Genomic DNA, 14,536 nt, shown 5'->3' with positions numbered 1-14,536 from the left:
TAATCCATTCAAATACACCACAAGAGATGATTCGCCCAACAATCCCACTTTAAAGCGGTTTAATGACAGGTTTATTATCTGCTCTGCAGCAGCGTGAAATATCCCCCATTTGTGTCCCTTTCACTTGCTCGCCGCTTCTAGATACCGCACTATTTAAAAACAATAAACACCCTAGAAACCACTGAATATCCCTTTCGAACAGATCTCGAATCTAGCAAGACACAAGGACAGACGAAAAATGATGTTATTAAAACAATATACAGGCTGGCTGGTTCTTAGCACATTATTGTTTTACTTATTATCCGTCACTCAGCTTATATCTGTATTACTTCCCACTTTACTTGCTTGGGGAGCTAATTTTGCAATGTGGCACACCTTGGCTGCCAGCGCGAAACGTCAAGTCTCTTGGCTAATGGTTATTGGCAGCGCTTCATTACTTTTTGCAGGTTCACAAGGCATATGGATGACTTGGCAACAAGTTTTTGCGGTGAATTTGCCCATGCTCGCGATGTTTGTCGCCGTATCTTTTTTAGATCTCACTAACTCAGTAGATAAAAAACGTCAATTACCTACAGGTTTTAGCGCCATACTCAACACAGCCCTAGGCGTACAAATATTGGGAGCCGTCATAAACTTATCGGTCATACTGGTGTTTGCAGACCGCATGAAAGCGGCCATCAAATTAACACCGGTACAACAATTCATCCTAACGCGCAATTTTTCTGCAGCAGCCTGGTGGTCGCCCTTTTTCGTCGCAACCGGTGTGGCGTTAATCTACGCCCCTGGTATGCAATGGCAGAAGACCCTTATTCCTGGTTTGGCTATGGGTTTAGTCGCTATCATTTTTTCTAGCATCGAGGCCTACCGACGGACGAAAGGCGAGTTTAATGGCTACCCAATCCAACGGGAGAGTCTTGTTATTCCCATATTTCTCGCTTCTTCCGTAATACTTTTTCATTTTATTTGGCCCAGCATCAGCATACTGGTTTTAATTTGCCTACTGGCACCCAGCGCCACTATTTTGCTCATGAAAACGGCCTCTCGAAAACAGAGTTTACTCCATTTTGTAAACCACAAACTCCCTCAAATAGGCAGCCAATTTGCTTTATTTTTAGCCGCTGGCATTTTTTCTAGTGGCATCAGTGCGATTATTTTGTGTTATCCAGCGGTTTTCAATTTAGACAGTTTTACCTTTAGTCCGTTGTTATTTTCATTTGTTCTAGCTGGCATGATTTTAGTCGGCATCATTGGCGTACATCCAGTGGTAAGCATCGCAATTGCTAGCCCAATGTTGTTACCGTTGAACCCTGACCCAACTCAATTGGGCTTTTTGTTTTTAAGTGCATGGGCTATTTCGGCTGGCAGCAGTGGGTTAACAGGTTTAGGGCTATTAATGACCAGTCGTTATGACATTCCCACAAAAACCATTGTTTCTAATAGCTTGCACTACGCGATTTTCATGTGGCTACTTTGCAGCGCCGTTAACTGGATAGGTTTAGGTGCATAATATGCTGATAAACATTTTACCTAAAATCTATATCGGTAGTTGAAAAGAAATTGGCTCATTTGAATGTCTATCACTATAGTAACAATGGTCTTTTCTGTATCCTTATTAAAGAGCGACTATGAAAGAATATAACCTTTCTATTAAAGATTGGGCGTTAGTGATAATCATTAGCACCCTTATGATGTCAGTTTTTTTAGTTTAGGTTTGTTCGCGTTACAAAACCAATTCAGAAAGGAACTAGACCAACAAGTCGATCAAGCATTAACCAAAATACAAGATGTAGTAAAAGAAGCACAAGTCACCTTATTGTATCTGAACTCTCTGAATGTTGTAGGTTGCGGCCCAATAACCCTAAAAGAAATGCAAAAGACGTTGTTTGATTCTCAATACATCAAAGGAATCAGCTTCAAAGAAAGCGCTAACTCAATTTGTAATGTGGGAATCCAGAATACACGGACAACGAAAAAAACATCGCCTGACTTTATCGGACCAAAAAAAATCAGTGTGTGGCTTAATACACCACTTTCCATTTTTGACTTCGAAAAAAATGCTATAACCATCGAACAAGATAAATTTACCGCGGTTATTTCAGAAGTATTTTTAAAACATCTCACGGCTATTGATGCTAGTTGGGAACTCATTTTTCTTGAGAAAGACACCAAGAGGCACATTGAAGGCACCCCTAATTTGTTTAAGGAAGTCGAGTTAGGACGACATGCTAATGACATCAACGCATTAAAGTGTTCTGACAGCATCAGCTACTGTTTTGCAATCTCTTCAACCAAGAAGCTGTTTTACAAAACATCCAGCACCATGATTTTCATCTGGTTTATTTGCTCATTTCTCATCTTCATCATTTCTTTTATCTTGTTGTTGGTGTTCTTTGAAAGGTATCGTTCTATCGAGTCTAGAGTCATCCGTGGCATTCGAAAAAATTGCTTTTATTGTCTATATCAGCCCATTGTCGCACTAGAGAGCAGAAAAGTAGTAGGCTGTGAAGTACTAGCACGATTTAGAGACGATAAAGGCGAGCTGTCCCCTGCAGACTTTATTCCAATCATTATAAAAGAGGAAGGACTTGGAACTTCACGAAAAAGATCATAAACCAGTTTTCACTGGATGCTCCTCATTTAAAAAGAAGCGGAGACAACTTAAAAGTCAGTTTTAACTTTTTCGCCCAAGACATAGACTCAGGAATTATATTAGAAATCCTAGAGAAAAATTGGCTGAAAAATGAGCATTTCACCTTTGTCATCGAAGTCACCGAAGATGAAAAACTATCCAACTTATCCAGTGTAGAAGTTTTAAATAAACTCAGATCAAATGGCTATTTGATTGCTATTGACGACTTCGGAACCGGTTATTCAAACCTCAGAGAGCTCAAAGAATTTCCGTGTCACATTCTCAAAATAGACAAAACCTTTGTCTCAGAAATGGAAGATGGTGCAATTAGATCCAGCCTCATTCCCCACATCGTTGGCATCTCTAAGATGATCGATGTTGCCATTGTCGCTGAAGGAATAGAGTACGGAGAACAACAAGCGGCATTAATAAAATTAGGCATAGACTATGGTCAGGGGTACTTATTTGGCAAACCAATGAAACCTGAATATTTTAGAAAGATTTTTTTATAACACGGTTTTTGACAATGAAAACGCCCACTGATACACACTTTTTTGAAATCAATTGACAACTCACTGTTCTATATATAGAACGTTCATTATATAGAACAGTTTGAGAGCCAAAATGAACAAGCCCATCCTCAATTCTCTAGGCCGCAATCTACAAAATCTGCGCCTAGCACAAGGTCTATCGCTGTCCAAACTCGCCCAAGACGCCGGTATAGCAAAGTCGAACTTATCCAAAATAGAACAAGGTGACGGCAATCCTACGCTAGAAACCATTTGGCGCCTTGCCGTTCAGTTACAAGTCCCCTTTGGAGATCTTGTCGCCAGTGTCCAGTCTCCATTGGGTGAAAATGGCGTGCAAGTGAAACTCATTGACCAAGGTAGCGATAACCCGAGAGTAGACGTGTATTGGGTCTCTTGCGCACCCAACACAATAAAGCAGTCCGAACCGCACTTAACAGGCACAAAGGAATCCATCACGATCATCAGTGGGGCGATTCAAGCAGGAGAAAGTGATAGGTTGCAGCAGCTTGCCGCTGGGGAAACACTTACCTTTTCAGCAGACAAACCTCATTGTTATCAAACGGGCGACCTATGGGCCACGCTCCTGATGGTCATTACCTACCCAAAGCAGGAATCATAAATATGAGCACGACTATTCAACCCTTATTCCGCTCACCTTGGGTACAAGGAATCAAAGACGCCATCCCTCTATTGGGAGGCTATATTCCCGTCGCGATATCGTTCGGACTCATTTCCATGCAGTCTGGCTTTAGTGTGCTAGAAACCATACTGATCTCTACCTTTATCTATGCAGGAGCATCACAATTTTTATTTGTCGCCATGGTCGCTTCTGGCGCGCCTTTATGGCTAGTTGTGGTCATGACACTGCTCATCAACGCTCGACACGTGGTGTATGGCCCGAATATCGCCCCTTATCTTGATAAAGACAGCAGATGGGTCCTACTTATGCATGGATTGACCGACCAAATTTTTGCGCTGGCGCACGCACGCTTACCACAATTACCCAGCGAAGCACGAATTGGCTGGTATACAGGAGCGGCGGTATTGGCTTGGTTTAGCTGGATCGGCGGTACCGCACTGGGTGCGATCGCAGGCGGCGAATTAACGCAACGTTGGCCAATGATAAATGACATTTTACCATTTGCCTTACCTGCGCTTTTTTTGGTGCTTATTATTCCACGATGCAATAACCCACTTTGGGCTTTGACTATAGCGGCATCGGCCATAGGCGCCCTCACTTTGAAAGTACTAGGCTTCCCAAACATTGCCATTCCCGCTGCGGCCATTTGCGGCGCTGTTGTGTTCTATGCTCTAAAAAATCAACGCATTGCGACAGGTTACTAATATGAATACTTCTCTATGGATCGCTTTAGTCTGTATTACTTTGGGTACGTATTTCATTCGGGTACTGCCGTACCTTTGGATGAAACAAAAACTCGCGAAAAGCCAAAACAACGGAGCAATCAGTAACATGCCAACTTGGCTAACCGTTTTAGGGCCGACAATGATTGCTGCCATGTTTGGTACATCACTGGTGCCAGCGCATCCTGACACATTATCTTGGGTTGCCACCGCCGTCGGGACATTGACCACTTTTCTCGTGTGGACAAGAACTCGATCTATGGGCTGGCCAATACTCATTGGCGTCATGGTATTTGGCGTGATAACACTCTGGTTTTTAAGAAAAACAACAAGACAAATATGAAGTACATCATTAATACGATGGCCTTAATCTTTTATCACTGTTGTTTTAGAAAAAGGTTGGCAAAGATAGGGCGTCAGTAAAACGCCCTCGCCTCATTGAACCACTTACTTAGCTATGGATCAAACTTCACCAAAACCCTCTTTGCCGAATTCACTCAACTCCTCCCATTGAAAACGACCTTGCCAATTCGCTTCGTAATGCTCTTCTGGAAAATCATCCGGTGAACGCCCTTTTTTAAAATTTTCCGCACACTGCTGAGCGTAGCGACGATTCTTTTCGCAACCTGGTGCTGCAGGTATGTACATAACATTTCCCCAACCTTGCTGATTCTTAACCGGGGCAACACCATGAATCAAGTCACAATGCCACCACACCGAATCTCCCGCTGTCAGATCCGGAATTAGCGCTTTAGCCCGCAACAGTAAACTGTGCCATTTTTCATCAACAGGAAGAACTCGACGTGGTGAGACACCACATAACTCATCTTCTGCCACGTCTTCCAGTAAAGGCCGTACCAGTAAATACGCCATCGCGGCAGGCAGTGGAATAGTAAACAAAACCCCTTGATCGTGCTTTATGTCACACAATGCTGTCCAACCTTGAAAAGTGCGAAACGCAGAACACTTTGTTGTCCCTCCTTCGTACTCGTTAACATCAGGGCGATACGCTGCATCCCAAGGGTCATACAATTCGTATTGACCAGCCAAAATGTGACGAAATACCTGCTGATAAGCTGGCAATAACCAACGTTCCAACGCTCCAGAGTCGGTATGAGGCCCAAGACCATTTGACGTTGTCCCTGGTGGACGGCGACGTACACGATCAGGATAAATATAGCTCACCGTTGGATCGAACCATCGCCGCCCTTCGGATTCCACTTTCCAAAAGCCATTCAAAAAGTGTTGCACTTCATGCATGCGAGGACTTTGTCGAGCCTCCATTTGCGAAGATGACCAATAAATAGGAAAAATCTCTGGTCTCGACGCACTCAATGTTCCAAAAAAATCATCGCCTGGGCCACGATATTGGTTGTCGAAATCATTTCTATCTACGTACTCCACCAAAGCCTCGTCCCACTGCTGAGCTTGTTCAGGTGAAAAATGCCCCCGAATAACTGCGCATCCCCGTTTTTTGATCAACGCTGTTATTGACTCTGGCACCGTTTGCCTATGAATTTGTTCGTAGGTTATTTCTGGCCAAACACTCTTTCCTTGAGCCTGACTGCGTTCGATGTCTTCAATCTCATTTTCTAAGTCCGCCATAATTGTCGCCATCAACGCAGGCACGTCTCCGATTGACTCTCGCCATTTGACTTTCATTTCTCGTATGGACCGCTGCACATCACTTGGTAATACGCTATGCGAGGAATATGGGAGCTTTTTAATTGTTGTCAAGGCACACCTCAAAATAAATAAGTAAAGTTTCCTAACTTGTTAAATCAGATTAACCTTGAGCAACCTTCAAGTAAAGTAAAATCTTTCTATCAACATCAAGGACAACCTCATTGCCAAAAACAATTGCGCATAAACCTAGCAGTTTAGCGATGAATACCGACCGCGCCTTTATTGACTGTCTTCGCCATCAAGGCGTACTGTCCAGAGCGGCAATTGCTAGTCAAACAGGAATATCTAAGCCCACCATTTCAGAGTCAGCTCAACGGCTTCTGGCACGCCAAGTGATTGTCGAATGCCACAAAAAGGACACCAAGTCATCAAAAAGACCCTCAGTGCTGTACGAAATAAATAAACAACGTGGTGCATCACTCGCCATTGTGCTCGACGATGTTTCCATACAATTGACACTGTCCGACTTACAAGGAAATGAATGTCAGTCTCGTCACTTAACCTACTCTGAAGGACGAACTTCAGCCGAATATACAAAGGATTTACTGACCGCCATTAAAGGAATAATGATAAATACAACACCGCCTTTATTATCTATTGGCCTATCTGTTGCCGACCCTATTCACCCAAAAGATGGCAGTGTCGTGAGAATGCCCAACTCTCCATTTCCAGTTGCCCAAGACATCCATTTTATCCAACAACTTGAAGATGCATTTCATTGCTCCGTTGTAATCGACAACGATGTAAATTGGGCAACCCTGTTTGAACGGGAGATAACCCAATTGGACAATTTCATCTACGTATTTCTTGGACGAGGCATTGGCTGCGGACTGTTTTTTGAACGCAAACTAATTCGAGGACACAACGGCATGGCAGGGGAAATTGGCTATGTAACGCTAAAAAACGGCAAGCATTTATTAGAAAGTTGCTATCAGAGGACGACAATCAATAACACCCTATTAAAACCGGGAAATATAGACAGACAGCTGATTGAAGAAATAACTGAAGCGATTCGTTTAACGTGCCAAATAACACATCCCGAAACGTTGATACTAGGAGGACCAATTGCCGTTGATCCGGCAAATTATTTTGCCATTGCCGCGCAACTTAACATTGCTCTACCAAACATAAGCATTCAATTAAGTCAGGCTCCGGATAACGCGTCGTTAGCGGGAGCAGCAATAGGCGCACATCAACTGGCTTTGCTTTCACTTGGATTAATTGATGAAGACAATAACATCGCCCAACTGGGTTTTTATCGACTCTATGAACACAACACTGTGGCCAAACTAGACTGATTTTAGTTGGTTGCGGGAGCCGCTTTCCTTGAACTTCGGATTATGAGCCCGACGAACTACCAGACTGCTCCATACCGCGACATGATAAGCTATTGATATAAATAACTTATTTAAAGAAATGAAAAATGAAATATGTAACCAAAATAGAGTGGTTCTAATTGGTTGCGGGAGCCGGATTCGAACCAACGACCTTCGGGTTATGAGCCCGACGAGCTACCAGACTGCTCCATCCCGCGACATGATAAGCTATTGATATAAATAACTTATTTAAAGAAATGAAAGATAAAATACGTAACCAAAATAGAGTGGCTCTAATTGGTTGCGGGAGCCGGATTCGAACCAACGACCTTCGGGTTATGAGCCCGACGAGCTACCAGACTGCTCCATCCCGCGACATACTAAACTATAGTATTTAGCTTAGACTTTATCTTCTTTAACTTTCAAATGTTGTGACTAAATTAAATTGAATGGTTGCGGGAGCCGGATTCGAACCAACGACCTTCGGGTTATGAGCCCGACGAGCTACCAGACTGCTCCATCCCGCGACAAATTAATTCTTTCAAAAATCACTAACAATTTCGTTTGATTAGTTGGTTGCGGGAGCCGGATTCGAACCAACGACCTTCGGGTTATGAGCCCGACGAGCTACCAGACTGCTCCATCCCGCGACTAATCTTCGTTACCAAAAAAACGCTTTGCAGTTAATTGAAACCTGCAACCCTTGCTAACGAGGTGCGTATTATAGGCACATTAATATAAGAGTCAAGCCCTGCAAGAGAACAACACGATAATAGTTGAAAATAAATCTTTCCCCCTCATTATGTAGTTTAACTAAGCTCGTCTAGCAAACACTATGCAGAGTGCGTTAATCAATCCTTTTTGTGACGACAATCGTAACTGAAGATCAAGATACAGATAAGACTAATACGTTAGGAGGCATTCATGCCCAGCAACATTGAAGCTATTCTTAAAAAATCAGCGATTCCCGCTGAAGCCGACGCCCTACCTGGCAGAAGCACACCTTTAACAATCTCAGGGGTACACGCCGTTAACAGCGAACCTTTTGTACGAGCAGAAAACCCTAATGAATCCGACGTCATTTTAGGCATGGGATGTTTCTGGGGTGCCGAACGCAAGCTATGGAACACTCCTGGCGTTATCGTCACCTCGGTTGGCTATGCTGGCGGCTTTACACCCAATCCAACCTACGAAGAAGTGTGTTCAGGCCAAACAGGACACAGCGAAGTCGTGCAAGTTGTGTTTGATACTTCTATTATCTCTCTAGAAGGCGTGCTCAAGGTATTCTGGGAAAATCACGATCCGACACAAGGCATGCGACAAGGCAACGACATAGGTAGCCAATATCGATCAGTCATTTACACAACCAATGATAAAGATATAGAAATCGTGGAAGCCAGCAAAGCCGCCTTTCAAAAAGAACTACTCGGTGCAGGCCACGGTATGATCACCACCGAAATTGAGCCACTCGATACCTACTACTTTGCTGAAGAGTATCACCAACAGTATCTTCACAAGAACCCGAACGGTTACTGCGGACTAGCAGGAACGGGGGTGAGCTGCCCTATCGGCTTAGGCGTGTAATGTTTAAGTAATAGGAAAATCACTTTCTAAACAGAACAAGTTACAAAAACGAAAAAAAGGCCGAATCGCAAAACGATTCGGCCTTTTTTAGTAACGTCTATTTAGACCCAGATTAACCATCGATATTGATGTTGTACTCTTGGTCGTTGTAGATGACCTTGATGGAGTCTGCAGTGGTGACGCTACCACTGTCATTGGAGTCAAGATCCGAGCTTGTTCCAAAACTAACAACATCATCGCCATCAACTTTCATCTTACCATCCTTGATTTCAACATGTTGATTCAAATAAGCCGTTACAGCGTCTTGGTCTGCACTATTCACATCACTAGGCAGTGTCAGCAAATCGCTTATATCCAATGCATCTTCAGAGGAATTGAAGTCCGTAATGGTATCCACACCATCATCAGTCAAAATAAACAAATCTTGACCGGCACCACCCGTCAACGTGTCTTGACCCTGTCCTCCAATAAGCACGTCGTTACCATCACCACCAAATAATGTATCTGTACCGTCGCCACCAAGTAAGAAGTCGTCGCCGCCACCGCCATATAGTTTGTCTTGGCCTGCACCACCGTCTAATCGATCAGAAGAACTACCAGAACTATTAGAAGTGGTTTGCTCACCCCCATATAGTTTATCGTCGCCATCCCCACCTTCAAGCCAATCAGATCCACTGCCACCAATTAGCGTATCTTGTGAATTCATACCTTTAATATGATCATCACCAGCATTACCATCTATGGTGTCACTATTACTCGTCCCTGTTATATCTGATCCATCATCACCATCATTCCATGTCGTTGTATTGTTTGCCTGAAGCGAGTCTGGCGTTGCATCTTCAATGCCTGTATTAGATTCAAACCATGCAAGATTAGAGTCTAAATTGGACGCTACGTTTTCGAAGAAAGTACTCATATTCAAATGCAATGTACTTACTGCCGAGTCACCGTCAGCATCGGTGACAGTGTAGGTAAAATCAATGACTCCATTGCCAGCGTCAAACTCCTCGTATTGATAAAATTCCCAAAGGCCTGTTGCTGGAGTAAGGTGAACTTCATACACGACAGTGCCATTAGAATCTATCGCTGTAATAGTATTACCATCTGTAGATACATTAACTGTAACAGCCCTACCGTTTGATGTGCCAGCTTCACCAGATGTAAGACTAATAGATCCCAATCCATCTGCACCAAAATCTCCAACAATCTTACCTGATGCAGTAGAGATAGGCTCACTGCTTGAGCTACCACCCAGGGTAATAGACTTAATTGAAAAGTCACTATTATCACTACCAGCACTGTTTCCATTGGCGGTTGCTTCGAATACGATCTTATCAAACCCACCCTCTGAAACAGAAAAATTAGTCGCATAATCTCCACTATTTTGGTCAGAGCTAAAAGTCTGAGTCGCAATTAGCTCACCATCGCGGTAGAAATACGCAACGCCCGATTCGAGTTCACCGCCATACATATCTGTGAATTCAACACTAGCGGAATAAGCAACCTCGCCCTCACCTAATGAAACGATGATTTGCTCAGATGACCATTGACCATCATTGTAGACATAATCAATTTCACCATCATATCGGGCTTCTTGATGGTAAGTGGTTCCATGATCTTTAGAATGATTGACATCATAAGAAGCCACACCAATACCGTTGTCATCACTGTAAACCCAAGCCTGATCACTGCCTGCAACACCTTTAGCAGTAATAGTTATAGTGCCACCAGTGCTTGAATCAGAAAGGCAAATAGAGTTCTTATAACCTTCATTGGTTGCAAGATTAAAAGTTCCATTGACCGTTGCATCATTCCCTTCCCCTAAAATGGTTGAATAATACAAATCCGCCGAACTTTCAGGCGCATCATCCTCTACAACAACAGAAACATTCTGCTGAGTAGACACCGCCCCTGAACCATCCGTAGCAACAATACCAAAATCAATAGAAAGCGAATCTTCACTTGTAGGATCAGCATGATCTACCGAGCCAGTCAATGTCGCTGTATACGTTGCCTTACCATCAACCACATCCGTAATACTGATGGTGACAATAGTGTCGTCGCCAGCACTACCGACCAAATCACCATCACCATTGATTGCCCAAGTTATTTCAACGCCATTAGATGTGTAAACAGCTGTAGGAGCAACCAGCGACATACTAAACGTAGCTGAATCAATATCCGAAATCGAAACAGTACCAGATGCCTCAACTGGCTGTTCAGAATCACTGTTACCGTTTTCAAGCCCTTCTTCTGACACGGTTACAAACTCAGAATCACCAGAAGTGATTGATATGACAGGGGCGTCATTCACAGCGTACACAGTCACAAGGATATCTTTCGAAATCTCTGCCGTATCCGCATTACTCGTCTCAGTAGCTGTGGCAGTCAAACTAACAGTGAAGGTTCCATTGTAATTTTCTGGCGCCTGCAAAGTAACATTGGTGAAGTCTGTCTCATTACCAACATCAACCGTTTCATTTTCGTCAAATACGTATTCTTTACCGTCAATGGTAATAATCGTTCCTTCAGGCGCGCCAGAAAGAACGGTATTTAATGTTTCCGATCCATCTTGATCTGCCAAACTGATGGTGAAGGCCTCTAATTGAACTGAGGAGTCTTCATAACCAGAATTCAACATTAAGTAATGGTCAACGGTGACCCCATCTTCTTCATAAACCGCTTCGCCAACATTTGGAATAGTGGACGTTGGGTACATAGAAAAAGAGTCTGTGCCAAATACTTGGGAATCACCGCCATTAATACTCACAGCGAGATTAATAAAACCATCACCATTTTGATTATGGTAAGCAATTTCAACAGGGTAATAACCTGACTCAGAGACCGTTAATACACTGGATTCAATGGCTGTATTTCCATTATCCCACTGAGCCTCCGCAACCAAATCACCACCGACTTTCACATAAAAACTATCATCAGCATTTCCTGAGAAGCTATATGATGAACCGGCTTCTAAATAGACATACGTTGTCGCAACAGCAAGCGTTCCCTGTTGAATACCGTTAATTGAAGAGACTTCCCCAATAACGCCACTGTAATCAGATGATTTAGTATTCTGCGTTGATTCTAGCAATGCAGTCAGCTGCTCAACACTTGCACCATTGCCATCAAAGTCTGCCACACCGTCACCATTTGCATCCCCCGCATAAACACCACTCCAGAAAGAGTAGGCAATACCTGGAGAGCTACTATTACTAGACTCAGTAATAATTGGAGCATCCGCCACGGCATTCACAGTAACACTAACCGTCGCAGTATCTGTGGAACCATCGGTGTCTTTTACATCGTAGTCAAAATTGATATCACCACTGAAGTCAGCTGCTGGCTCGAACGTCATTTCACCCGTTGCCGCGATCACGACACTGCCATTGTTAACACTGATCGTTTGCGCTTCGCCGGTTAATTCAACGCCGTTGATCGCCGTAACTTCCAATCCTCCATCTGGCGCACTATCATTATCGATTAGATTCAGCGTAATGCTGCCGTCTTCGGCAAGCGTCACAGAATCGTTTACCGCGTCAACCGCATCATCCACTGCATTCACGGTCACGCTGACCGTTGCTGTGTCAGTCGTTGTACCATCACTAACCGAATAGGTAATCGTGGCCTCACCATTGAAATTTGCTGCAGGTGTAAACTCTAGCTTACCGTCAACAATCGTGACCGTACCCTGTGACGCTGACACGTCTGCACCCGTTATGGTTAAAGTCGGACTATCAAAATCCACATCGTTAGAAAGTACATCAATAGTAATCGCGGCACTGTCCTCATCAGTTGTTGCCTCATCATCATGAGCATGTGGAGCAAATAACTCATCTTTAGTATAAGTATCACCATCAAACGAGAACGACTCGAAGTCGATAAAGGTATTAGTGTCACCATGATCATCAACAATAACGACATTACCAGCATCATCTAATGTTATAGATTGCATTTCTGAAAGCGCAGAAGAGAACACAGCTTTATCATTACCTGCACCACCATCAACCGTGAGAGAGTCAGAGTCGTCATTGACATCAACTGTGACGGTATCGTTGCCACTACCTAGCAACACAAAATCATCACCGGTTTCTGTACTCACACTTGTCCAATCACCATGCCAGTAATGAACAACATTAGAGTCTCCGCTGACATTACCTGCAGTGTCCGTTTGAGTAACTTTGAAGAACTCATTATCGTTTACTGGTGTATCAGAAAGACTTGAAACATCCAACGACCAAGTTCCATCACCAGATACCGTCGTGGTAACACTGGTTAACTCTGTGTATTCACCAGTTTGAGTATCGTTACCAGCCGTTGTTGAGTTAGCAATAACCCACAATGTAATAACAGCACCAACCTCACCCGTACCATGCAGAGTAACCTTAGAGTAATCAGAAGATGTTGAGTCATCTGTAACAGATGTAATCACAGGCGCATCAGGAGCAGTATCATCAACACGCGTAATATCTAATGTAATCGACTGATTAGTAGCGCTTGAACCATCGCTAACAGATACAGTGAGATCAATAGAGCTAATGTCTAGAGCATCATCATTAATAGCATTAACACCCGCCTCTGTAAGGGTAATTTCACCGGACTGATTGATTGCAAAATAATCACTCTCATTACCGGATGTTATCGAATAAGAAAGCACATCGTTTGCATCAATATCCGTAGCTAAAACTGTACCAACCACTTGACCAATAGACACAGAATCTTCAGTAATTGAGCCATTCTGAGAAACAGAAATAATTTCGGGTTCATCATTCTCACCCCAAACAGCTACTTTAACCTCATATTCTTCACCAGAAAGAGTATGTAAAATCAGTGTCTCTTCACCAATATCAAATTGACCTAACGATTGAACGACAGTGCTTGATTCATTCAAATCATAAACAAGCTGACCATCTACTACTGTTGCCGTACCGTACTTACCAACAATTGTCTCTTCTACAAACGCAGGATTATCATCACGATCCACATCAGTAATAGATAGATCAAATGTATAAACCTTAGAATCGTCTTCTAAAACCTCAATTGCGTTGGCATCACTGTAATCAGCAATATCAGTAGAACCAGTTACCGTAATAACTGCCGCATCATCATGGCCATCAATTCTGACAGTAATATCTTTAGTAGAACCATCAGTTGCAGATACAGTAAAGGTTTCATACACAACCTCTTCATCACCAAGAACTTGAAGAGCATCTGTATCAACTGAATATGACCAATTACCTAATTCATCAATCGTTAATGAACCATAAGCACCTTCACTCGCCTCTATGGAAGAAGGAATAAACTGCCAGTCATCTCCATCATCAACATCACTTATTGTTAATTTACCAGACTCAGAGAAAATACCAGTGACAGGATCACGATCGGAATCATCCTCACCTAAATAAACCTCATCATCGCCTGAGATAACC

10 protein-coding genes and 4 tRNA genes are annotated in these 14,536 nt (G+C 43.2%); 8 read left to right on the top strand and 6 right to left on the bottom strand.

All coding sequences use genetic code 11. The features are described from left to right. Positions 1-238: 238 nt before the first annotated feature. The 6 genes from N5P32_RS12010 to N5P32_RS11985 all read left to right on the top strand — a co-directional run bounded on the left by N5P32_RS12010 (position 239) and on the right by N5P32_RS11985 (position 4,864). Positions 239-1,507 carry a hypothetical protein gene (locus tag N5P32_RS12010; protein WP_265729290.1) on the top strand — a complete coding sequence of 423 codons (1,269 nt, stop codon included), beginning with the start codon at positions 239-241 and terminating at the stop codon, positions 1,505-1,507. Positions 1,508-1,711: 204 nt separating this feature from the next. Next, positions 1,712-2,611 carry an EAL domain-containing protein gene (locus N5P32_RS12005; RefSeq protein ID WP_265729289.1) on the top strand — a complete coding sequence of 300 codons (900 nt, stop codon included), beginning with the start codon at positions 1,712-1,714 and terminating at the stop codon, positions 2,609-2,611. Next, a complete protein-coding gene (locus tag N5P32_RS12000) occupies positions 2,605-3,141 on the top strand; it encodes an EAL domain-containing protein (protein WP_322783868.1) in 537 nt (178 codons plus the stop codon). Before N5P32_RS12005 ends, N5P32_RS12000 begins: the two co-directional genes overlap by 7 nt. A 112-nt stretch (positions 3,142-3,253) precedes the next feature. Next, positions 3,254-3,778, top strand: coding sequence for a helix-turn-helix domain-containing protein (locus N5P32_RS11995; RefSeq protein WP_265729288.1), 525 nt, complete (start codon positions 3,254-3,256; stop codon positions 3,776-3,778). A gap of 2 nt (positions 3,779-3,780) precedes the next feature. Continuing rightward, on the top strand, positions 3,781-4,503 hold the full coding sequence (locus tag N5P32_RS11990) for an AzlC family ABC transporter permease (protein WP_265729287.1): 723 nt from the start codon (positions 3,781-3,783) through the stop codon (positions 4,501-4,503). A gap of 1 nt (position 4,504) precedes the next feature. Beyond that, positions 4,505-4,864, top strand: coding sequence for an AzlD domain-containing protein (locus N5P32_RS11985; RefSeq protein WP_265729286.1), 360 nt, complete (start codon positions 4,505-4,507; stop codon positions 4,862-4,864). 119 nt (positions 4,865-4,983) lie between these two features. Here the strand turns inward: N5P32_RS11985 and N5P32_RS11980 are convergent, their stop codons facing one another. Continuing rightward, positions 4,984-6,204: a YbiU family protein gene (locus N5P32_RS11980; protein ID WP_265729358.1), complete on the bottom strand. Its 1,221-nt coding sequence runs from the start codon at positions 6,202-6,204 to the stop codon at positions 4,984-4,986. Positions 6,205-6,368: 164 nt separating this feature from the next. On the opposite strand from N5P32_RS11980, the gene N5P32_RS11975 reads away from it, so the two are divergent. Beyond that, the gene (locus N5P32_RS11975) at positions 6,369-7,505 is read left to right on the top strand and encodes an ROK family transcriptional regulator (RefSeq protein WP_265729285.1); all 1,137 of its coding nucleotides are present in this window, start codon (positions 6,369-6,371) and stop codon (positions 7,503-7,505) included. A 159-nt stretch (positions 7,506-7,664) separates the two neighbouring features. Here the strand turns inward: N5P32_RS11975 and N5P32_RS11970 are convergent. The 4 genes from N5P32_RS11970 to N5P32_RS11955 all read right to left on the bottom strand — a co-directional run bounded on the left by N5P32_RS11970 (position 7,665) and on the right by N5P32_RS11955 (position 8,173). Further along, positions 7,665-7,741 (bottom strand) — tRNA-Met (locus N5P32_RS11970). An 80-nt stretch (positions 7,742-7,821) separates the two neighbouring features. Further along, positions 7,822-7,898 (bottom strand) — tRNA-Met (locus N5P32_RS11965). 75 nt (positions 7,899-7,973) lie between these two features. Beyond that, a tRNA-Met gene (locus N5P32_RS11960) sits at positions 7,974-8,050 on the bottom strand. A 46-nt stretch (positions 8,051-8,096) separates the two neighbouring features. Then, positions 8,097-8,173, bottom strand: a tRNA-Met gene (locus N5P32_RS11955). A gap of 274 nt (positions 8,174-8,447) precedes the next feature. Here N5P32_RS11955 and msrA point away from each other — a divergent pair. After that, positions 8,448-9,107 carry a peptide-methionine (S)-S-oxide reductase MsrA gene (gene msrA / locus N5P32_RS11950; protein ID WP_265729284.1) on the top strand — a complete coding sequence of 220 codons (660 nt, stop codon included), beginning with the start codon at positions 8,448-8,450 and terminating at the stop codon, positions 9,105-9,107. A 112-nt stretch (positions 9,108-9,219) separates the two neighbouring features. Here msrA and N5P32_RS11940 read toward each other — a convergent pair. Further along, on the bottom strand, positions 9,220-14,536 hold a 5,317-nt coding region (locus N5P32_RS11940; RefSeq protein WP_322783867.1), incomplete at its 5' end, for an Ig-like domain-containing protein.

It is taken from the genome of Marinomonas pontica (genome assembly GCF_026191375.1).
Classification (GTDB): Bacteria; Pseudomonadota; Gammaproteobacteria; order Pseudomonadales; family Marinomonadaceae; genus Marinomonas; species Marinomonas pontica.
This window is presented reverse-complemented; position numbering and strand designations above follow the sequence as displayed.

Coding starts and splice junctions, on each gene's coding strand:
- N5P32_RS12010 (WP_265729290.1), top strand. CDS start 239: ATGATGTTATTAAAACAATATACAGGCTGGCTGGTTCTTAGCACATTA.
- N5P32_RS11995 (WP_265729288.1), top strand. CDS start 3,254: ATGAACAAGCCCATCCTCAATTCTCTAGGCCGCAATCTACAAAATCTG.
- N5P32_RS11990 (WP_265729287.1), top strand. CDS start 3,781: ATGAGCACGACTATTCAACCCTTATTCCGCTCACCTTGGGTACAAGGA.
- N5P32_RS11985 (WP_265729286.1), top strand. CDS start 4,505: ATGAATACTTCTCTATGGATCGCTTTAGTCTGTATTACTTTGGGTACG.
- msrA (WP_265729284.1), top strand. CDS start 8,448: ATGCCCAGCAACATTGAAGCTATTCTTAAAAAATCAGCGATTCCCGCT.